Source organism: Rhodococcus sp. 06-156-4, assembly GCF_002259345.1.
GTDB lineage: Bacteria > Actinomycetota > Actinomycetes > Mycobacteriales > Mycobacteriaceae > Rhodococcoides > Rhodococcoides fascians_E.
In genome coordinates this window covers 226,215-247,313 of sequence record NZ_NPGB01000011.1, presented here as the reverse complement: position 1 = coordinate 247,313, position 21,099 = coordinate 226,215, and the positions used below count along the sequence as shown (strand labels likewise).

General features: G+C 64.5%; 19 protein-coding genes. 3 read left to right on the top strand and 16 right to left on the bottom strand.

All coding sequences use genetic code 11. The features are described 5' to 3' along the window. Window positions 1-598 precede the first annotated feature (598 nt). Together tyrS and CH290_RS06990 are read right to left on the bottom strand one after the other, a co-directional pair. Entirely contained in the window at window positions 599-1,873 is a 1,275-nt protein-coding gene (tyrS, locus tag CH290_RS06995; RefSeq protein ID WP_020112059.1) for a tyrosine--tRNA ligase, read from the bottom strand. Between the two features lie 57 nt (window positions 1,874-1,930). After that, entirely contained in the window at window positions 1,931-2,620 is a 690-nt protein-coding gene (locus tag CH290_RS06990; RefSeq protein WP_019665791.1) for a DNA-3-methyladenine glycosylase, read from the bottom strand. Window positions 2,621-2,633: 13 nt separating this feature from the next. Here CH290_RS06990 and CH290_RS06985 point away from each other — a divergent pair, with 13 nt between their 5' ends. From CH290_RS06985 to CH290_RS06975, 3 genes are read left to right on the top strand one after another with little or no spacing between them, the layout of a single operon-like run. Further along, window positions 2,634-3,380 (top strand): ABC transporter ATP-binding protein, encoded by a 747-nt coding sequence (locus CH290_RS06985; RefSeq protein ID WP_019665792.1) that lies wholly within the window; start codon window positions 2,634-2,636, stop codon window positions 3,378-3,380. Then, window positions 3,377-4,132, top strand: coding sequence for an ABC transporter permease (locus CH290_RS06980; RefSeq protein ID WP_019665793.1), 756 nt, complete (start codon window positions 3,377-3,379; stop codon window positions 4,130-4,132). Before CH290_RS06985 ends, CH290_RS06980 begins: the two co-directional genes overlap by 4 nt. Beyond that, the gene (locus CH290_RS06975; protein WP_027498867.1) at window positions 4,129-4,737 is read left to right on the top strand and encodes a TetR/AcrR family transcriptional regulator; all 609 of its coding nucleotides are present in this window, start codon (window positions 4,129-4,131) and stop codon (window positions 4,735-4,737) included. The genes CH290_RS06980 and CH290_RS06975 overlap by 4 nt, the downstream gene beginning before the upstream one ends. A 3-nt stretch (window positions 4,738-4,740) precedes the next feature. Here CH290_RS06975 and CH290_RS06970 read toward each other — a convergent pair whose 3' ends face one another. The 14 genes from CH290_RS06970 to rplT all read right to left on the bottom strand — a co-directional run bounded on the left by CH290_RS06970 (window position 4,741) and on the right by rplT (window position 21,052). After that, window positions 4,741-4,947, bottom strand: coding sequence for a Trm112 family protein (locus tag CH290_RS06970; protein ID WP_026347891.1), 207 nt, complete (start codon window positions 4,945-4,947; stop codon window positions 4,741-4,743). Between the two features lie 74 nt (window positions 4,948-5,021). Then, the gene (locus tag CH290_RS06965; protein WP_020112056.1) at window positions 5,022-8,042 is read right to left on the bottom strand and encodes an AMP-binding protein; all 3,021 of its coding nucleotides are present in this window, start codon (window positions 8,040-8,042) and stop codon (window positions 5,022-5,024) included. 113 nt (window positions 8,043-8,155) lie between these two features. Beyond that, complete coding sequence (argH, locus tag CH290_RS06960; RefSeq protein WP_027498866.1) at window positions 8,156-9,595, bottom strand: argininosuccinate lyase; 1,440 nt, start codon at window positions 9,593-9,595, stop codon at window positions 8,156-8,158. Window positions 9,596-9,620: 25 nt separating this feature from the next. Then, window positions 9,621-10,136 carry an arginine repressor gene (locus tag CH290_RS06955; RefSeq protein ID WP_019665798.1) on the bottom strand — a complete coding sequence of 172 codons (516 nt, stop codon included), beginning with the start codon at window positions 10,134-10,136 and terminating at the stop codon, window positions 9,621-9,623. Continuing rightward, window positions 10,133-11,068 carry an ornithine carbamoyltransferase gene (argF, locus tag CH290_RS06950; protein WP_019665799.1) on the bottom strand — a complete coding sequence of 312 codons (936 nt, stop codon included), beginning with the start codon at window positions 11,066-11,068 and terminating at the stop codon, window positions 10,133-10,135. Before argF ends, CH290_RS06955 begins: the two co-directional genes overlap by 4 nt. 1 nt (window position 11,069) lies before the next feature. Continuing rightward, the gene (locus CH290_RS06945; RefSeq protein ID WP_020112054.1) at window positions 11,070-12,269 is read right to left on the bottom strand and encodes an acetylornithine transaminase; all 1,200 of its coding nucleotides are present in this window, start codon (window positions 12,267-12,269) and stop codon (window positions 11,070-11,072) included. Continuing rightward, window positions 12,266-13,168: an acetylglutamate kinase gene (argB, locus tag CH290_RS06940; RefSeq protein ID WP_020112053.1), complete on the bottom strand. Its 903-nt coding sequence runs from the start codon at window positions 13,166-13,168 to the stop codon at window positions 12,266-12,268. Before argB ends, CH290_RS06945 begins: the two co-directional genes overlap by 4 nt. Continuing rightward, window positions 13,165-14,391, bottom strand: coding sequence for a bifunctional glutamate N-acetyltransferase/amino-acid acetyltransferase ArgJ (gene argJ, locus CH290_RS06935; RefSeq protein WP_020112052.1), 1,227 nt, complete (start codon window positions 14,389-14,391; stop codon window positions 13,165-13,167). The genes argB and argJ overlap by 4 nt, the downstream gene beginning before the upstream one ends. Then, entirely contained in the window at window positions 14,388-15,443 is a 1,056-nt protein-coding gene (argC, locus tag CH290_RS06930; protein WP_020112051.1) for an N-acetyl-gamma-glutamyl-phosphate reductase, read from the bottom strand. The genes argJ and argC overlap by 4 nt, the downstream gene beginning before the upstream one ends. A 43-nt stretch (window positions 15,444-15,486) precedes the next feature. Further along, window positions 15,487-16,083 carry a hypothetical protein gene (locus CH290_RS06925; RefSeq protein ID WP_020112050.1) on the bottom strand — a complete coding sequence of 199 codons (597 nt, stop codon included), beginning with the start codon at window positions 16,081-16,083 and terminating at the stop codon, window positions 15,487-15,489. Window positions 16,084-16,140: 57 nt separating this feature from the next. After that, a complete protein-coding gene (gene pheT, locus CH290_RS06920) occupies window positions 16,141-18,627 on the bottom strand; it encodes a phenylalanine--tRNA ligase subunit beta (protein WP_020112049.1) in 2,487 nt (828 codons plus the stop codon). 52 nt (window positions 18,628-18,679) lie between these two features. Further along, complete coding sequence (gene pheS, locus CH290_RS06915; RefSeq protein ID WP_020112048.1) at window positions 18,680-19,750, bottom strand: phenylalanine--tRNA ligase subunit alpha; 1,071 nt, start codon at window positions 19,748-19,750, stop codon at window positions 18,680-18,682. Between the two features lie 67 nt (window positions 19,751-19,817). Continuing rightward, a complete protein-coding gene (locus CH290_RS06910) occupies window positions 19,818-20,624 on the bottom strand; it encodes a TrmH family RNA methyltransferase (RefSeq protein ID WP_027498865.1) in 807 nt (268 codons plus the stop codon). Window positions 20,625-20,662: 38 nt separating this feature from the next. After that, complete coding sequence (rplT, locus tag CH290_RS06905; protein ID WP_020112046.1) at window positions 20,663-21,052, bottom strand: 50S ribosomal protein L20; 390 nt, start codon at window positions 21,050-21,052, stop codon at window positions 20,663-20,665. Window positions 21,053-21,099: the final 47 nt, after the last annotated feature.

The following is a 21,099-nucleotide window of genomic DNA, read 5'->3' as shown; positions in this document are numbered from 1 at the left end:
CGTTCGTCCTGAGCCAGGATCAAACTCTCCGTAAAAGACTTGCAATCCCACCATCCCCCAAAAGAAGACAGTGCAATCAGTCAAATGACATCAAGTCCAAATCACTAGCAAAAAAACTCAACTAGCACTACAAAAAATCCTCTCACCCCAGACGGGAAGAATGAAGCAAGAAGATGTCACACCCACACCCCAAAAGGCATGAGCACCAAAAACATTCGGCACTGACATTCATCGACACACTGTTGAGTTCTCAAAGAACACGCACACACTCTCCACTCGCAGACTCACGCCTACCAGCATCAAGGGCAACTGTTCCAGCCTATCCCAGCTTGGTCTCGGATGCAAGCTCCGACTCTTGGGGGACAAACCAATCAAAAGCTACCGTACAACCTCGTTGTCTCCAACCTCTCGGCTGGAGTCGGTGTCCGTGTCGCTCTGACTCGACAAAAGTTACGGCACGGGAAACTGCGCGTCAAATCCCCAGGTCGCCGAGAATCCGAACGACAAACGCCGAGGTGGTGACGCGTACAGAGAGTTATCTACCCACCACACGCTCGAATCACACCTGTGTGACTCGCACCACCTCGGCGCCGTAGTGCTAGGAGGCTACGCGCACACCTGCGAAGTTCCGCTTTCCCCGACGTACGACCAACCAACGGCCGTGCAGCAGATCGTCGGGTGACGGCGTCCACTCCTCGTCGGCGATTTTCTGGTTGTTGACCGAGGCACCGCCCTCCTTCACTGCGCGACGTGCTGCGCCCTTGCTCTCGGAGAGACCGGTTGCGACAAGCAAGTCGACGATCGTCGACGGTTCCCCCGGCGCGAGGTCGGCTACCGGTGTCTCACCGAGCGCGGCTGCCAACGTCGACTCGTCGAGATCGGCAAGTTCGGCGCGGCCGAACAGTGCTTGGCTGGCCAGCTCGACTGCACGTGTGTTGGCCTCTCCGTGCACCAATGTCGTCATCTCGGCTGCCAGACGCTTCTGAGCCTCCCGCGCATGCGGACGTTCACGCGTCGCTTCGTCGAGATGGTCGAGTTCGGCCTGATCGAGGAAAGTGAACCAACGGAGGTACTTGACGACATCGGCATCGCCGGTGTTCACGAAGTACTGGTACCAGGCGTACGGGCTGGTCATTTCCGGGTCGAGCCACAGGCTTCCGCCACCGGTCGACTTTCCGAACTTCTTTCCGTCCGCCGACGTGACCAGGGGCACCGTCAGTGCGTGGACCGACTCACCGTCCTTGCGTCGGTTGAGCTCGACGCCGGCGATGATGTTGCCCCACTGATCCGAACCGCCGATCTGGAGCGTGCACCCGTGCGTGCGACGAAGTTGGACGTAGTCGTTCGCCTGAAGAAGCATGTAGCTGAACTCGGTGTAGGACATTCCGTCGGCCTCGAGACGCGTTTTCACCGTGTCCCGCGCAAGCATCACGTTCACCGAGAAATGCTTGCCGACGTCACGAAGGAAATCGATCGCCGACAGCGGACCGGTCCAGTTCAAGTTGTTCTCGACGATCGCACCCGTAGCTCCGTCGTCGAACTCGACGAATCGCTCGAGCTGGCCGCGGATACGGTCGGCCCAGTCCCGGACGGTGTCGGTCGAGTTCATGACCCGCTCCCCCACGTCGCGAGGGTCGCCGATCAGTCCGGTGGCACCGCCTGCCAGGACAATCGGCCGGTGACCTGCACGTTGAAAACGCTTGAGCGCCAACAGCGGAACGAGGTGCCCTGCGTGAAGGCTGGGACCGGTCGGGTCGAAGCCCGCATAAAGAGTGATCGGCCCGTCGGACGTCGCCTTCTTCAGTTCGTCCACGTCGGTGGACTGCGCGATCAATCCGCGCCAGGTCAATTCGTCGATGATGTTCTCGCTCACGCCTCCGATCTTTCCGCATCCGACGTCGAACAGGAACCTCGCCCTCGTCGGGCTCCGTCAGGACGCCGGGGCCCGCGGGCTCCGGCGATACGCCGACACCGCGTCGGAGCGCGGGATCCAGAACCTCCACGGTCTGTCGGCAGCCTTGCTGACTCCCACCCTCGGGCCTTCGGCCACGTCGGTCGGACGACCGGCCCGCCCAGCGGCGAGAACGATCCGCGACGATCCGTCGAACAGGTCCATTCCGTTGTCCGAGAGCTGGGCGCCGATGGCCTGCCCCAAGTTACCCGGCCCACTGACCAGCTTCCTGGAAGCAACTCGGTCGCCTCTCCGGCGCCGTACTGCTTCCTCACCATCCACCAGCTCGGCGGCTCGCAGCAACACTGCGGCGGCTTCACCGTCGGGACCGCAGGTGACGTTCATGCACAGGTGCATGCCGTAGCTCGAATAGACGTACAACCGTCCCGCCGAACCGAACATCACGCGGTTACGCGGAGTCGGGCCGCGATAGGAGTGAGCAGCGGGATCCGGCCAGGGTCCCCCTTCGGGTCCGCCGTACGCCTCGACTTCGACGACTCGCACGCGCACGTTCTCCACTCGAAGTTCGACGCCGAGCAGGTTCCGCGCGGCCTCGACGGGATGGCAGTTCAGATCCTCTGCGTTCACACAGCTGATCTTTCCCTGGCGCTTGGAGCCCTTGACGTCGACCACTCGGAAGGTCTTGAATTCATCACACAGTGATTTCATCAGCCGATGAATTATGGAGGACACCATGACGATCGCACCCGATCCGGCGGTCATCGTCGAGAACCTCGTCGTCCGGCGGGGCAAACGCACAGTTCTCGACGCGGTGACCATGTCCATCCCCGCCGGCCACATCACCGGCCTGCTCGGCCCGTCCGGATGCGGCAAGACAACACTCATGAGAGCGATCGTCGGTACCCAGGTGGTCGAGTCGGGAACGGTCACCGTGCTGGGTAAACCGGCAGGCTCGAGAGCACTGCGCCGCAAAGTCGGCTACGTGACCCAGGCCCCGAGTGTCTACCGCGACCTCTCGGTCCGCGACAACGTGGCCTACTTCGCCGCGCTGTACGGACGCGATTCCCGTTCGGTCTCGTCTGCGATCGATTCCGTGGGTCTGGGTGAGCATGCGTCGTCGCCGGCGGGAAATCTGTCCGGTGGGCAACTCGGCCGCGTGTCCTTGGCCAGCGCGCTCGTCGCCGAGCCCGAACTACTCGTGTTGGACGAACCCACCGTCGGGCTCGATCCCGTGCTGCGAGCCGAACTGTGGTCACGATTCGAGGACATCGTCCACTCCGGCGCGACGCTGCTGGTATCCAGCCACGTCATGGAAGAAGCCGAGCACTGCTCCGAGCTGGTCCTGATGCGCGACGGTTCGGTACTTGCACAACTCGCGCCCCGGGAGCTGTTGCACCGCACGGGCGAATCGAGCCTCGAACACGCGTTCCTGACCCTCATTCGCACCACGGAAAGCGGTGTCCGATGAACCTGCACATCTACGCAGCCGGGACCACCCGGATTCTGCGTCAGCTCCGAGCCGATCACCGAACCGTCGCGATGATCCTTCTCGTCCCGTCCCTGCTCATGGTTCTGCTGTACTTCCTCTACCAGGATTTTCCCACGGCACCGGGCGCTCCCCCGCTGTTCGATCGCGTCGCCGTCAGCATGCTCGGAATACTGCCGTTCGTGGTGATGTTTCTGATCACCTCGATCGCCATGCAGCGCGAACGCAGCTCCGGGACACTGGAACGACTGCTCACGACACCGATGTCCAAGCTGGATCTGCTGGCCGGATACGCCTCGGCTTTCTCGTTGGCTGCGATACTTCAGTCGCTTCTGGCCTGTGCTGTCGTGTTCGGGGCGCTCGGACTCTCCACCGAAGGGTCGCCTGCCTGGGTGCTCCTGATCGCGGTGCTCGGCGCCGTTCTCGGTGTCGCGATCGGACTGCTGTGCAGCGCGTTCGCTCGCACCGAATTCCAGGCCGTGCAGTTCATGCCTGTCGTGGTCGTGCCGCAACTTTTCCTGTGCGGACTACTCGTCCCCCGAAATCAGATGCCGGACTGGCTGCACGCCGTCAGCAACGTCATGCCGCTCAGTTACGCAGTCGACGCGCTGAGCCAGATCTCTACCGCCCCGAGCGTCACCGGGCGATTCTTCACCGATGTCGCCGTCGTTCTGGCCTTCACGGTCGCCGCGTTGTGCGCTGCAGCAGCAACTCTGCGGCGGCGGACACCATGACCGGCAGAGCACGGACGGGACGACGACCGGGCCGACCGGACACGCGCGACGAGATACTGAGAGTCGCTCGAACACGTTTCGCCGCTACAGGTTTCGACAAGACTTCGATCCGATCGATCGCCGCGGACGCCGGCGTCGACTCCGCCCTCGTGCACCACTACTTCGGGACCAAGCGAGACCTCTTCGTAGCGTCGATCGCCCTGCCGACCGATCCGACGGTAGTACTTCGTCCAGTCCTGGCCGCCGACACCGATCGGCTCGGTGAGGCGCTACTCACTGCGATTCTTGCCGTCTGGGACTCCGAGAACGGCCAGGCCGTCGTCGCCACGTTTCGTTCACTGATCGCAGGCGCCGACGTAGGCCTGATCAAGACCTTTCTGATGCACGTCGTGCTCGACGACATCGCACACAGAGTCGACGAACCCGTCGGGTCCGGCCCTCTGCGAGTCGCGCTCGTTGCCTCCCAGATGTCCGGTCTACTGCTCACCCGCCACATCCTGAGCATCGAACCGCTCGCCTCGATGCCCGCGCACCGCGTGGTGGCGCTGACAGCACCGACGTTGCAGCACTATCTCGCCGGTGAACTGCCCGACTTCGTCCCCTGACGATCAGGATCGAGCGCGAGCCAGAATCGACTCGTGCTCGGCGTCGTCCACATCCCTCGCGTCGTCGACGAGCAGGACCGGGATACCGTTCTCGATCGGATATGCCCGACGCAGCCGCGGGTTGTAGAGCAGCTCGTCCTCCACCAGCAACAGCGGGCCCTTGTCGACAGGGCACGCGAGGATGCTCAGCAGTGTCTGATCGATTGCCACCGATTTCTCACTTTCGTCTGTCACCGCTTCGCACGGGGATCGTCCGAAACCTTACCCACCGCACGTAGCAGAGCTCAGTCCGTTCCGACGTCGGCCACACTGTCGGTGCCGAAGCGTTGCGCGGCAATCGCTTTGGTCAACCGCTTGTAGGTACTGGATTCCTCGTCGTAATACCAGGTCCGAGCACTCGGCGTTGGGATACGAGACTTTCGTAGTTCGGTTTCCCGTGGCCGATACGCCCGCCCCAGCGGAATCGCATCGACGAGATGAACGATGTCCGGACGCTGGCTCGGCAGCAGCACGCCCATGGCGTCGGTGATCGCCTTACCCGGCACCGTGCTGTCCTTCCGCACCGAGATGCCGCAGATCGCGACCTCGTCGGCATGGTCGAGTCGCCGGGACGAATCGGCACTGCCACCGATGTCCACTCCGTACACGACGACGGATCGAACCTGCGGAATCTCCCCGAACGCATCGATGATGGGTTGGGTGAACACCGGCCCGCGAGGTGTCTTCACGACGGTGTCCTTACGGTCCACCAGCCAGAAATCTCCGTCGGAATCCCGTCGAAACAGGTTCTCGGTGGGAATCCACGAATCACCGGGCTCGAACACGCCCCGCATCAAAGGACTTGTGACCTCGCCCTCGTTGCTCGGACGCCCGAGGAGCAAACCGACCTCGCCGTCCTTGCACAGCCGAACGAAACCGTTGTCGTCCTCCTCCAACCTCCCTGTGATGGGGTCGTAGGCAGCCAGAGCCACCCGTGCACTTCCTGGCAACGGGCGGCCCTTCGATCCGATCTTCGAACCACCCACGTTGGCCAGGATGATGTCGTTCTCGGTGGAGGCATAGAACTCGAGAACACGAGCGGGCGAGAACCGCTCCATCGTTCGTTTCCACAGCCCGACAGGCATTCCCGATCCGATGAACAAACGGACCGCATGCCGGAGGTCGACATCGAGATGATCGTCGTCGAGGATGCTCTGCATCATCGCCCAGGTGTAGCTGATGACGGTCACGCCATAGCGAGAAACCTCACCGGAGAACCGAACCGGGTCGAGACCCCGCGACAGGGCAATACGCGACCCGCCGGCGAGCGCACCACCGACACTCACCAACAATCCCGCCGAATGATGAAGAGGAGCAAGGCAGTACACCGTGTCTCCGGAACTCAGCCCGGCCGCGGTGGCGGTTCCGTACGCCGACAGCGCCCATCTGTGGTTGGTGATGTAGCGAGGCTCGAGGCCCCGATCCGTTGCCGTGAACAGCACCATCGCAAGTTCCCTCGCGCGGCCCGGATTGGGCTCGAACCACGCAGGCAACCGCACCGAATCCGGATCGACGGCTTCGAGGTCGGTGACGTCCGCCCCGGTCGGTACGTCCAGCTGACGAGCGTCACCGCCACCCAGAACGAGAACGTTGGCGGCGACGGTCGTCGCAGACTTCAAGTTCTCCGGGTCGGTGACGACGGTGTCGACGTCCACCGCCCTCAGGGCGCTCTCGAGGTTGCCGCCCGGAGGAAGCAGAACTGCTACTGCGCCGATTCTGGACAACGCGGCCACGGCCGCCAGCGCGCTAGGACGGGTCTCCATGAGCACACCGATGCGCGCCGACGGCCGGATGCCGGAGACTACAAGGCCCTTCACGACGTTGTCGATGCGGACGTTGACGGCCTCGTACGTGTGGACTCGATCGTCGAACAGGAAGCACTCACCCGACGGCGACCGACGTCCCTGATCAGCGATGAGCCTGCCCAACGACACCGTCGAATGCGCCTGCATCTGACCGAGACGCGCCAGTCGTGGCAAAGTGCGCACAGCCTCCGACGACATCTCGCGGGTACCTCTCACCGCTCCCGTCGCCGCTGCCGCGAGCCCGCGGCCTACTCCGACACCCACCTCCGCGATGGACGCGGCCGTATGAATGATTCGATTGCTGACCGACACACCGCTTTCGGAATCGGGATGTTCGTCGTACGCCATCTCGTGCACGCCGGATGGCTGCTCCCCCAGCCCTTCCCGCCACCGTATCCACTCGCCCGTTGTCGGCCACGTCTGCGCCGCGGCGGTGGTGCCGACCACCAACCCGAAGTGACCGGCACGCAAAGTGCTTTCGAAGATCTCCGCACGTGGCGCCGCACGCTTGATGCCGCGCACCGCCAACGGCTGGCCGATGTCGTCGACCTCGCCTACGAACGCGAGAACCGGAACCGACAACTCGGACAGCGTCAGCAACCGATCCTTGATGACGAATCCACCCGTCATCATGCGGTTGTGCACCACGAACTGCTTCAACAACTCGGCCACAGCCGGGCCGGACCACGCAACCCAGCCGTCCATCGCCAGAAAACGCCTCTGCGGCTCGCGAGGCAACAACGCATCACGGTCGTGCAGCTGCCGGAGGAAGTCGAGTCGAGACCGCACCGTCTTCGCCGGATCCAACAATTGGAACCCGGTCCGTGCCATCCACCCGGAGACGTCCATCCGAGTGAACACGTGATCCGCCAGAAACTCGGCACCCTTGGTCGCCACACCGGCCGGAATACCCAGCGGCAACGCCGCCAACGTGTCCACCGGCGCCCCGAACGTGATGATACTCGCCAGATTTCGGCCACTCCGATACGCCGCAGCCTGGTAACAGAACATCCCGCCTTGCGAGTACCCGCCGAGGTGGACGTCGCGGCCGGTGATCGTGTGGACCTTGTCCACCACCTCGCTGATCGCGACAACATGATCCGCCAGAGTCCGGCTCCACCCGCCTTCCTCCGTGTCGGGCGAACCGAAGTCCACCACCCACGGATCGAGGCCCATGTCGTGAAGAATGCCGGCAGCGCCGTTCTCGGTCGTCACGTCGTACACATCGGCCGACACCATCATCGGCGGCACCAGCACGACCGGAGGCTTCGAACCCTCGTCGGCGTCGTCGGCGAAATACCGACGGAGCCGGTACATCGGCTCACGATCGACGACCTTGAACGGCGACGGATCGACCTCGGTCTCCAGACCGCCGAGACGGATCACTTCGAGGCCGTTCTGTGCAGTCGCCACCGCACGCCGCAACGGCCCGCGGATCGCGTCTGCGTTCAGTCCCACCACAACACACTCCTGCGTTCGACGCTTGTCCCCGCTCGAACCGGCCACTCACCGACCCGTCAGAAGCTTCTCATACCGAACCCCTTCGAATCCGGCGCGCCTGATTTATTTCTCTGTCAGCGAGCAGGAATTCCGTCGGCGAGCCACGCGCGAGCCTTCTCCGCAGTCGACCGCACACCACCGAGCTGGCTCGCCACCTGCACAGCAGCCGTGCCGCCCCGAGAATCTCGCGACGAAATGGAACCCTCGACGGTCAGGACCTCGCGAACCGCCGGCGTCAACGACGGATCGATCGACGACAACTCCTCGTCCGTCAACTCCTCCAACCCGACGCCGCGCCCCTCCGCAACACGAACGCACGCCCCGGCCGCCTCGTGCGCCACCCGGAACGGAACACCCTGCCTCACCATCCACTCGGCGATATCCGTCGCCAACGTGAAGCCTGCGGGCGCGAGCTCGGCCAACCGATCCACATGGAACTCCAGCGTCCCGACCAATCCGGCGAGAGCGGGCAGCAACAGCTCGAGCTGCGCCACCGAATCGAAGACCGGCTCCTTGTCCTCCTGCAGATCCCGGTTGTAAGCCAACGGCTGTGCCTTCAGAGTCGCCAACAGGCCGGTGAGATTACCGATGAGCCGACCCGTCTTTCCGCGCGTCAATTCCGCGACGTCGGGGTTCTTCTTCTGCGGCATGATCGAGCTGCCCGTCGACCACGCGTCGGCGAGCGTCACGTAGCCGTACTCCGGGGTACTCCACGACACGATTTCCTCCGCGAGACGCGACAGATCGACCGCGGTCATCGCGAGCACGAACGACGCTTCCGCCGCGAAGTCACGTGACGAGGTCGCGTCTATCGAATTCTCGGCCGACGAATCGAAACCCAACTCGGCTGCGATCTTCTCCGGGCTCAGACCAAGCGACGAGCCCGCCAAGGCCCCCGAACCGTACGGCGACACCGCGGCTCGGCGATCGAAATCCTGGAACCTCTGGACGTCACGCAACAGAGGATGGGTGTGCGCCAGGAGATGGTGGGCCAGCAGCACCGGTTGCGCGGCCTGCGAATGCGTCTTGCCCGGCATGACCGCAGCCGGGTGCGCAGCAGCCTGCGTGGCCAACGCGTCGACGACGTCGAGGACCCCTGCCGAGACCCGCCGGACAGCGTCGCGCAGCCACATCCTGAACAGAGTCGCCACCTGGTCGTTGCGCGAGCGTCCGGCCCGAAGCCTCCCTCCGACCTCGGGACCGACCCTGTCGATCAATCCCCGCTCGAGCGCTCCGTGGACATCTTCGTCGGACTCCGCGGCAGCGAACTCACCGGAAGCGACGTCCTCGGCCAACCGAGACAAGCCGTCGAGCATCGTCTCGAGGTCCGCCGCCGTCAACAATCCCGCACCGTTCAACACGCGTGCATGTGCCATCGACGCCCGAATGTCGTACGGGGCCAACACCCAGTCGAAGTGCGTCGACTTGCTCAGTGCCGCCATCGCCTCGGCCGGACCGGACGCAAACCGTCCGCCCCACAGCGATCCTTCGTTGGTTCCGTGCTGTTCGCTCACAGTTCTGCTTTCCACATCGTTCGGATCATTCGGCACGTCGGGCCAATTTCTCGATCTTGTCCGCAAGTTCGCTGCCGGTGATCGGTTCTCGCGCGATCACGAAGATCGTGTCGTCTCCGGCGACGGTCCCGACGATCTCTCGCAGCGACGCCCGGTCGAGCGCGCTCGCCAGGTATCCCGCAGCCCCGGGTGGGGTCCGCAGTACGGCCTGATTGCCGCTCGAATCGGTCGACACGAGCAGCTCACCGAGCAGCCGGGTCAACCTGTCGGTCCCCCCTGAAACCCCGCGCACCGGATTACCGTCCTCGGGCACCACGTACACCCCGACGCCACCGTCGGCCGCACGCAGCTTGACGGCACCCAACTCGTCGAGATCCCTCGACAGCGTCGCCTGGGTGACATCGATGCCCTCCGACGCCAACAGCGTCGCCAGTTCCGGCTGACTGCGGACCTGGTGGTTCGACAGCAGCGCAACGATCCGCGCCTGCCTCCCCGCCCGAGTCGAAGCAGTCAACGGAACCGACGACACGTCCTCGCTCACGGTCGTCGTGCCTGCTCGAGCAACCAGACCAGCAGCGCCTTCTGTGCGTGCAGACGGTTCTCGGCCTCGTCCCACACCACGCTCTGCGGGCCGTCGAGCACCTCGTCGGTGATCTCCTCGCCGCGATGCGCGGGAAGACAGTGCAGCACAACGGCATCGGACTTGGCTTTGGACAGCAGCTCGGCGTCGATCCGGTACGGCCTGAACGGGGCGACGCGGTCGAGACCGTCGTTCTCCTGACCCATCGACGTCCACGTGTCGGTGACGAGGGCGTCGGCCCCCTCCGCGGCTTCGTACGGGTCCTCGGTGAGCGTGATACGTGCGCCGGTGATCTCGGCGCGCGCACGAGACGCCTCGACCACGGCGGGCAGCGGCGCGAATTCACGAGGCGCAGCGATGGTCACGTCGATACCCGCGGTGACACCACCCAGCAACAGCGAATGCGCCATGTTGTTGGCACCGTCACCGAAATACGCGAGTTCGAGTCCCTTCAACTCGCCCTTCCGCTCGGCCAGAGTCTGCAGATCGGCGAGAACCTGGCACGGATGGAACTCGTTGGACAGCGCATTCACGATCGGCACCGTCGCTCCGGTGGCCATCTGCTCGAGTCGTTTCTGCCCGAACGTGCGCCAGACGACTGCCTCCACGTAACGCGACAGCACACGCCCGGTGTCCTGCAGCGTCTCCTCACGTCCGAGCTGAGTGCTCTGCCCGTCGACGACCACAGCATGACCACCGAGCTGCGCGATTCCGATCTCGAACGAGAAGCGGGTGCGGGTGGAGTTCTTCTCGAAGATGACGCCGACGCCCTGCGGTCCCTCCAACGGCCGCTTGGAGAACGGTGCGCGCTTGAGCTCTGCTGCGAGCGCCAACACCTCGGCCTGCTCCTGCGGCGAGAGATCATCATCCTTGAGAAAGTTCTTCAGTGCCATGTCAATCCGTTTCGTCGGCAGTGTCGAGAATTGTGGGCAATGCCGCGACGAACGACGCCGCCTGTTCCTCGGTGAGGACCAGTGGCGGGGCCAAGCGCAGAACGTCGGGCTGGGCGGCATTGATCAGGAAGCCTGCATCACGAGCAGCTGCTTCGGCTTTGGCTGCGACAGCCTTGGTCAGCACCACACCCAGCAGAAGACCGGATCCGCGGACGTGATCGATCAGCGGGTGGTGCAACTCCTCGATGGAATGCGTGATCACCTTTCCCAGCCTGTCGGCGTGGGACACCAGGTCGTCCTCGGCGAGAGTCCGAAGCACGGCAAGCGCGGCCGATGCGCACACCGGATTTCCACCGAAGGTCGTACCGTGCTTGCCCGGATGGAGCAGCGCGGCTGCCTCGCCGATTCCGATGCACGCACCGATCGGCAGTCCCCCGCCGAGCCCCTTCGCCAGCGTGATGACATCGGGGACGATGCCGACGGCCTGATGCGCGTAGAACCATCCGGTCCGCCCGATGCCCGTCTGCACCTCGTCGAGGATCAGCAGTGCTCCGTGCCGCGCCGTGATCTCCCGTGCGGCGAGCAGATAGCCTTCCGGCGGCACCACGACACCGCCCTCGCCCATGATCGGTTCCAGGAAGACTGCCGCAGTGTCCGAATCCACCGCGGCCTCCAGTGCGGCGACATCTCCGTACGGCACGTGCTCCACGCCGGCGGGCATCGGCTCGAACGGCACGCGCTTGTCCGGCTGACCCGTCAAGGCGAGCGCACCCATCGTTCGCCCGTGAAACGCCTTCTCCGCGGCAATGATCTTGGGCCGACCGGTCAATCGCGCAATCTTGAACGCAGCTTCGTTGGCCTCGGTACCGGAATTGCACAGGAACACTCGTCCGTGCACGCTCGCACCCAGATGGGACAGCAACTGCTCGGCGAGCGCGATACCCGGCTCGGTCGCATACAGGTTCGAGGTGTGCCCGAGCGTCGACAGCTGGGTCGTGACCGCGTCGACCACAGCGGGATGCGCATGGCCGAGAATGTTGACGGCGATGCCGGCGAGCAGGTCGAGGTACTGCTTGCCGTCGGCGTCGGTCACCACAGCGCCCTCACCGCGCACCAGAGCAACGCGCGGCACACCGTAGTTGTCCATCAAGGAATTCGACCACCGGGACTGGAGGTCGAGGGTCGTGGTGTGCTCGGTCATGAATGCTCCCCTGATAGTTCCGGCGCCGACACCATCGTGCCGATGCCCTCGCCTGTGAACAGTTCCACCAGTACCGAATGCGGAACCCTACCGTCGATGACGTGTGCAGACGGCACACCACCCTGAACCGCTCGCAGGCACGCCTCCATCTTGGGAACCATCCCGGCATCGAGCGAGGGCAGCAGAGCAGTCAGTGAATCCACGTCGATCTCCGACGTCAACGACGACCGATCCGGCCAATTCGTGTACAGCCCTTCGACATCGGTGAGCACGACGAGCTTCTCCGCGCCGATCGCCTTGGCCAGCGCAGCGGCAGCGGTGTCCGCGTTGATGTTGTGCACGACGCCCTCGGCGTCGGGAGCGATGGTCGACACCACCGGAATCCTTCCTGCCGCAATGAGATCGAGTACCGCGTCGGGATTCACCGACGTGACATCGCCGACGAGTCCGATGTCGGTCGGCGAACCGTCGACCATCACCGAACGCTTGGACGCCGTGAACAGATGCGCATCCTCACCGGAGATTCCTACGGCGTACGGCCCGTGACTGTTGATCAGACCGACGAGCTCGCGTCCGACCTGGCCGAACAGAACCATCCGAACGATATCCATCACCTCGGGCGTCGTGACGCGGAATCCACCACGGAATTCACCGGTCATGCCCAGCCTGGCCAGCATCGCGTTGATCTGAGGCCCGCCGCCGTGCACCACCACGGGATGCAATCCGACGGTTCGGAGAAAGACCATGTCCTCGGCGAATGCGCGCTTGAGTTCCTCGTCGATCATCGCGTTCCCGCCGTACTTGACGACGACGATCTTGTCGTTGAACTTCTGCAGCCACGGCAAAGCACCGGCCAGCGTATGCGCCTTCTGCGACGCGGTCAGGTCGAGTTCGGTCACGACGAGTACGCCGAGTTCTCTTCGACATACCCGTGGGAAAGGTCAGTCGTGCGAATCGTGACGACGGAGTCTCCGATTCCGAGATCGATCCGAACCTCGATGTCCTCACCGGACAGATCGACATCACGGGCACCGGGCGCTCCGACACCGTCGACGCAGACCGGACTTCCGTTGAACGACACGGTGATACGGTTCGGGTCCAGCTCGATCGGCGCGATACCGATCGCTGCGAGCACGCGGCCCCAGTTGGGATCGGATCCGAACAGAGCCGTCTTGACCAGGCTGTCCCGTGCCACCGTGCGCGCACCGACCAGAGCATCGTCCTCCGACGCAGCCCCGGAGACCGTGACCTTCACCCGCTTCGTGACGCCTTCGGCATCCGCCATCAACTGATCGGCCAGATCGTCGCACACCGCCAGTACCGCAGCGTTCAGTGCGTCCTGGCTCGGCGCGACACCACTGGCTCCCGACGAGAGCAGCAGAACTGTGTCGTTGGTGGAGGTGGCCCCGTCGACATCGAGGCGGTCGTAGGACAGTCGGGTCGCGTTCCGCAACGCGGTGTCCAACTGCTCGGCCGTTGCGACGGCATCGGTGGTGACAACACTGAGCATCGTCGCCAGGGAAGGAGCAAGCATGCCCGCGCCCTTGGCCATTCCGCCGACGTTCCATTTGTCGACGTGATGGAAGGCAGCCTGCTTGGGCACCGTATCGGTTGTCATGATCGCGTACGCGGCATCCGTTCCGCCCGAGATACCGCCCGCCAACTCGTGCACCACGTCGGTGACACCGGCAATCAACTTGTCCATCGGCAACCGATCGCCGATCAGACCCGTCGAACACACCGCGACTTCACCGGCACCGGTCTCGGTACCCCAATTGCTCAACGCCGACGCGACCTCTTCGGCCGTCCGGTGCGTGTCCTGGAATCCGCCCGCGCCGGTACAGGCATTGGCCCCACCGGAATTGAGAATCACCGCACGGAGCTTGCCCGCGGTCAGCACCTGCTGGGACCACAGCACCGGGGCAGCCTTCACCTTGTTTCGCGTGAAGACACCCGCCGCAGCCGTGTCGGGCCCTTCGTTGAACACGAGCGCGAGGTCGGACTTGCCACTGACTTTGATACCCGCCGCGATACCGGCACCCTTGAATCCGGCGGGCGCAGTGACACCCTGATTCCGGACAAGCTTGCCCTGAGGCTCCGCCGCTTCGGTAGAACTGCTCACGGTGCGACTCCTACAGTCGAAAGTCCGTCGGTCTCGGGCAGTCCGAGAGCCAGATTCATGGATTGGACCGCAGCGCCTGCCGTCCCCTTGGTCAGATTGTCGATGGCAGCGATGACGACGAGCAGCCCGGCGTCGGCGTCCACCGACACACTGAGCTGCACCGCGTTGGATCCGATCACCGCGCCCGTTTGCGGCAACCTCCCCGACGAGAGCACATGGACGAACGGCTCTGCAGCATAAGCCTTCTCGTACACCTCGACGGCCTGCGCCTCGGTCGCCGTGGTCCGCGCGGTGCACGTGGCCAGAATTCCCCGCGGCATCGGCGCCAGGACGGGCGTGAACGACACGGACACCGGCTCCGGCGACAGCGCCGACAGGTTCTGCACGATCTCGGGATTGTGCCGGTGCGCACCCGCCACGCCGTACGCCCGAACCGATCCCATCACTTCCGACCCGAGCAGATCCGCCTTGGGGGCACGGCCCGCACCCGACGAGCCGCTGACAGCCACCACGTTCACCCGCGGCTCGACGATCCCCGCCGCCACCGCAGGGGCGAGCGCAAGACTCGACACCGTCGGATAGCACCCCGGCACTGCGATCCGGGTAGCTCCGATCAGCTTCTCGCGATGGCCGGGAAGCTCGGGCAACCCGTACGGCCACGTGCCCGCGTGCGGCGACTTGTAGTACTTCTCCCAGGCCGAGGCGTCGGACAACCGGAAATCTGCGCCACAGTCGATGATCACGACGGACTTAGGAAGTTGTTGCGCGATCTCCGCGGACTTGCCGTGCGGCAAGCCCAGGAAGACGACGTCGTGTCCTTCGAGTTCCGACAGCGTGGTCTCACCGAGAACGCGGTCCGCGAGGGGAAGCAGGTGCGGGTGGAACTCGCCCAGCGAGGCGCCCGCATTGCCACCCGCGGTGAGAGATCCGATGACGATACGTCCCGACTGCACGCCCGGATGACCGAGCAACAGTCGCAGAATCTCGCCGCCTGCGTATCCACTGGCGCCCGCGACGGCAATCCGCAGAGGCGCACCATTCCGATCGTTCATACGATGATTATGCATCACCGTGCAAGCTCATTCAGGAGCGGGGTCACCCGTCCTTCATGGACCGCCGGATCTCGTCCAGCTTCTTCCGACCCGCAGCCTCACGCTCGTTCCACTGCTCGTCGAGCGTGCGACCCGCAGGCGTCCCGTGATCCAACTCCTCGCGACCCAACGCCGTCGTCGAACGACTCTCGACCTTGTCTCGAACACTGTCCCATGTCGGGACACCCTGATCGGTGAAACCCGTCGGCGAATCGTGGTTGGAGAAACCAGAACTCACGCCCCCGCCGATGGCGCCGTCGATAGCGCTGTCGTCCACCAGCTCGGCGTCGATGACGCCCGGCCGAGGAATCTCCGTCGGAGTCCCGCCCAGCGGAGAATCTCCGGGACCGGTCGGGTCGTACCGCGGGCTCGATTCCTGTGGATCCCCCAACGGCTGGTCGATGTGAGGCTTCGTCGTGTGCGGGACATCCACGTCGGGAATGTCACCGGGCGGAACCGTCGACGGGTCCGTGTTCGCTGTATCCAGTTCCGCCAGCAGCGCCGACGCCGCCGCGTGGACGGGTCCAAGTGCCGGGCGCCCGCCCACCGCGGCGAGCACCTCGCGCAGTACCGCTACGTCGGTTCGATCGTCCGTGGTCATACTTCCTCCTGAGCAGTAGGAAAGTCGTACGACACCAGGCTACGGACTCGACACCGCTCAGCCTCGCAGTTCGGCCCCGACTGCATTCTTCGCAGCGGCGACGGCAGCGTCGCGCGCCTCGGTGGCCTGCGCTTCGGTCAACGTTCCGTCGCTACCGCGGAACACCAACGCAAATGCCAAGGACTTCCGGTCCGCACCGACCTGCTCACCTTCGAACACGTCGAACAGTCTGATGCTCTCGAGAAGGTCACCCGCACCTGCGCGCAGCGCAGCTTCGACATCGGCCGACGGGACCGATCGCTCGACGACCACGGCGACATCCTGAAGAACCGCAGGGAACGGCGACACGATCGGAGCCGGAAGAGACTCGACGATCGGGAGAGCATCGAGATTCAACTCGACAGCACACGTGCGCGCCGGCAGGTCCGCTCGTTCGAGCACCGCTGGATGCAACTCACCCGCATGCCCCACCACAACGCCGTCGACCAGTAGTTCAGCACAGCGACCGGGATGCCACGGAAGGTGCTGCGCCGCACGGAACTCCAACTGCACACCGGCGGCCGCCGCGACCGTCCGAGCCGCCGCGAACGCGTCGGACGCATCGGCTGCGCGCCCCGGTCCCCACGGACCCGAAGGATCGCGCTGGCCGGTCAGCACAGCACCGACGAACACAGGCTGGTCCGGAAGCGACCCGCGCAAGTGAGCGATCTCCTCGTCGCTCGGACGCGCGTGCACCGCTAGCGCATCGACCGGAACCGTGTGATCACCGGGGCGAACGACCTGAGCGATGCCGAACAACGCCAGATCCCGCTGCCCACGGTTGACGTTGCGCGCCAATATCTCCAACAAGCCGGGCAACACCGTCGTCGCGAGCTCGGGACGGTCCGCTTCCAGCGGGTTCAGAACCGAGGTGGTCCGGCGACGAACATCGTCGGCGGGCAGTCCCCACGTGTCGAACACCCCGGTCGGCAGGAAGACCGTCGGCAGCACCTCGACGAAGCCGGCGAACGCGAGCGACTTGCCGACAGCGCGTTTGCGCTTCTGAGTGGCCGTCAGACCGCGCCCGGCCGGAGCCGTCGGGAGCACCGACGGGATCTGCTCCAGCCCCTCCAGACGCAGGACCTCCTCGACGAGATCGGCAGGTTGCTGCAGGTCCGGACGCCACGTCGGCGGAGTCACGACCAGCTCGCCGTGGCCCGACGCGCTGACACCGACCTCGACATCGCACCCGATCTGGGTCAGACGTCGAGCGGCCGTGCCGTTCGGGTACGCGACCCCAGCGACACGATCAGGTAGATCGAGATCCATACGAACGGCGTCGAACGTGTGCGGCTCCCCGATATCGGTCAACACCGACTCGACGCGACCTCCGGCGATCTCGACGAGCAACTGCGCCGCACGATCCAACGCAGCCACGGGCAGCGCCGAGTCGACAGTGCGCTCGAAGCGCTTGCTCGCTTCACTGGACAGTTTGTGCCTGCGACCCGTACGGAACACCGCGAGAGGATCGAACGTCGCTGCCTCGAGAATCACGTCGACAGTATTGTCGTCGACCTCTGTGGACGCACCACCCATGACACCTGCAAGAGAAATCGCACCTGAATCGTCGGCAATCACGACGTCCTCGGCGTCGAGAGTGCGCTTCACGTCGTCGAGCGTGGTCAGCTTCTCCCCTGCCTCGGCCCGCCGGACGACGATTCCGCCGCTCAGCTTGTTCGCGTCGAACGCATGCAGCGGCTGACCCAACTCGTGCAGCACGTAGTTGGTGACGTCCACCGCAGCCGAGATCGGCCTGATGCCCGCCAGCAGCAGCCTGCGCTGCAACCACCACGGAGTCGTCGCGTTCGGATCGATGCCGCTGACCTTGCGCAGCGCGAATCGGGTCGCCCCGGAATCGGCCTCGACCGTAGTGGGCCACGTATCGGCCTCGTTGTTCTGTACCGGCCCAGCTGCTGGATCCGCGAACTCCAGATCGAAGCTGCTCGCGAGCTCCCGAGCCAGCCCTCGGACGGAGAAGGCGTATCCGCGGTCGGGTGTCACGTTCAACTCGATCACCGCGTCGTCGAGCCCCAGCACGGCCTTGGCGTCGTCACCGGGAGCTGCGGTGCCTTCCGGCAACACCAGGATTCCCGACGAGTCACGCCCCAACCCGAGTTCCGCCGTCGAACAGATCATGCCGTTGGACGTCTTGCCGTACGTCTTACGGGCCGCGATCGCGAATCCTCCGGGCAGCACACTTCCCGGCAGGGCTGCGACGATAAGGTCGCCTTCGGCGAAGTTCCGTGCACCGCAGACGATTTCCTGCAGTTCCTCGGCGCCGACGTCGACATGACAGAACCGAATCGGCTTCTTGAACTCCGTCAACTCCTCGATCGACGAGACACGACCGACCACGAGTGGACCGGTGACGTTGTCCAGCGATTCCAACTCCTCGACCTCGAAGCCGACGCGAACGAAGCCTTCGTCGAGTTCTTCGGGGGTCACCTTCCACTGCGGCGCGGTGCGCTGCAGAACCTCGGTCAGCCAGGATTGTGGAACTCGCACGTCTGCTCAGCTCTTTCTACGGATCGAAACTCGGTAAGGGCAGTTCTCGAGATCAGGCGTCGACGCCGAAGGGGATGGTGAAACGAATGTCACCCTCGACGATGTCCCGCATGTCGGGAATGTCGTTGCGGAACTGCAGCGTTCGCTCCAGACCCATACCGAAGGCGAAGCCCGAGTACACCTCCGGGTCGATACCGCTGGCCCGCAGCACCTTCGGGTTGACCATTCCGCAGCCGCCCCACTCGACCCAGCCCGGCCCGCCCTTCTTCTTCGGGAACCAGACATCGACCTCGGCGGACGGCTCGGTGAACGGAAAGTAGTTGGGCCGCATACGAGTACGAGTCTCCTCGCCGAACAGCGCCCGAGCGAAAGCATCGAGCGTGCCGCGTAGGTTCGCCATCGTCAGACCCTTGTCGATTGCGAGGCCCTCGACCTGATGGAACACCGGGGTATGCGTTGTGTCCAGTTCGTCGGTGCGGAACGTCCGCCCAGGGCAGACGACGTAGATGGGCACCTCACGCGACAACATCGACCGCACCTGCACCGGCGACGTATGCGTACGAAGAACCTGGCGCGACCCCTCCGGTGCGATGTGGAACGTGTCCTGCATCGTTCGAGCAGGATGGTCCGGCAAGAAGTTCAAGGCGTCGAAATTGAAATGCTCGGTCTCGACCTCCGGGCCTTCCTCGACCTCCCACCCCATCGCAACGAACACGTCGGCAACTTGATCGGCAATGATCGTGATCGGGTGCCGAGCACCGACCGGACGACGCGTCGACGGCAGGGTCACGTCGATGGTCTCGGCGACGAGGATCGCGGCATCGCGCTCGGCGAGCAGAACCTCGCGGCGAGCATCGAAAGCCTTCTGTACGCGATCGCGCGCGACCTTCACTCGCTTACCGGCATCGGCCTTCCGATCACCCGGGATCGATCCCAGAGCACGCTGCGCCAACGCGAGCGGCGCCCGGTTGCCGATGTGCTCGATCTTCACCTGCGTCAACTCGTCCAGATCACGAGCAGCGGCAAAAGCCTTCTCGGCCCCGTCGGCGGCGGCATCGAGCGCAGCCGGCTCGAGCACGCTCGGATCTACCGGCTGGGCGTTGTCGGCTTCTTTCTTCGCCACGAGTGCTGCAACTCCTTGATGGTGTGGATTGATGTCCCTGAAGGACGATTCTAGGCGAGCGACAAAGTCATTTATGCCCGGACCTGCGCTGAGCTCGCGCGCTAGCGTAGAGGCAGATCGCCGCCGCCGTCGCCAGGTTCAGGCTTTCGGCTCGGCCGTGAATCGGAATTCTGACGCGATGGTCCGCAGCCGCTGCAACCGCGGGTGCCAACCCGTGCGCTTCGTTGCCGAACAACCACGCCGTCGGTCGGCTCAGGAGCTCGTCCGCATCGTCGAGGTCCACATCACCGTCGGCTGCCGTCGCGAGAATCGTGACGCCGGCCGCACGCAGCGCATCGAGCCCGACGTTCACCGACCGCTCGCGAGCGATCGGGAGATGGAACACACTGCCCGCCGACGCACGAACGCACTTGCCGTTGTGCGGATCGACGGCATCTCCGAGCAGAATCACCGAGTCCGCACCCACTGCGTCGGCGACCCGTATGACAGTTCCGGCGTTGCCCGGTTCGGACACCTCCACAGGAACAGCCACCAGCTGCGGGGTTCCGGCGAGAGCCACCCGGACATCCACATCGACGGTGCGGCACACCGCAACCACCCCAGGCGGAGTCACCGTGTCCGACAGGCCCTTGGCGGCGCGTTCGGTGATCGCGTGAACCGGAACGCCCGTCGTGCGCGCGAGGTCGAGCACGACACCGTTGCGGTCTGCCGAGTCCTCGCGAAAGAACACCTCGCGCGCGACGCCGGCGTGCAACGCCTCGGCGACGGAGTTGGTGCCCTCGGCGAGGAAAAGACCCGTCTTCTTTCGCTCGGAGGCGCGAAGGAGCTTCACAGCCGAAACGACCCGTGGCGTTCGCTCGGTGAGCGTGTCCACGGGTCGTTTCGGATCGAGATCGTCGTGCGTCAACCTACTCAGGCTGCTTCTCCGGCAGGAGCGTTGACGTCGGCAGGCAGTGCAGCCTTGGCGATATCCACCAAGGAAGCGAATGCAGCAGCGTCCGAGACTGCGAGCTCGGCGAGGATCTTGCGATCGACCTCGACGCCTGCGGCCTTCAGACCCTGAACGAAGCGGTTGTACGTGATGTCGTTGGCGCGAGCTGCAGCGTTGATACGCGTGATCCACAGCTTGCGGAAGTCACCCTTGCGAGCCTTGCGGTCGCGGTATGCGTAGGTGAGCGAGTGGAGCTGCTGCTCCTTGGCCTTGGTGTACAGACGTGAGCGCTGTCCGCGGTAGCCCTTGGACGCTTCGAGAATCGAACGGCGCTTCTTCTGGGCGTTGACCGCCCTTTTTACGCGTGCCACTGGTAAATCCTGTCGATCTGGGGGCTAGTCACACAACCCCGAATGGT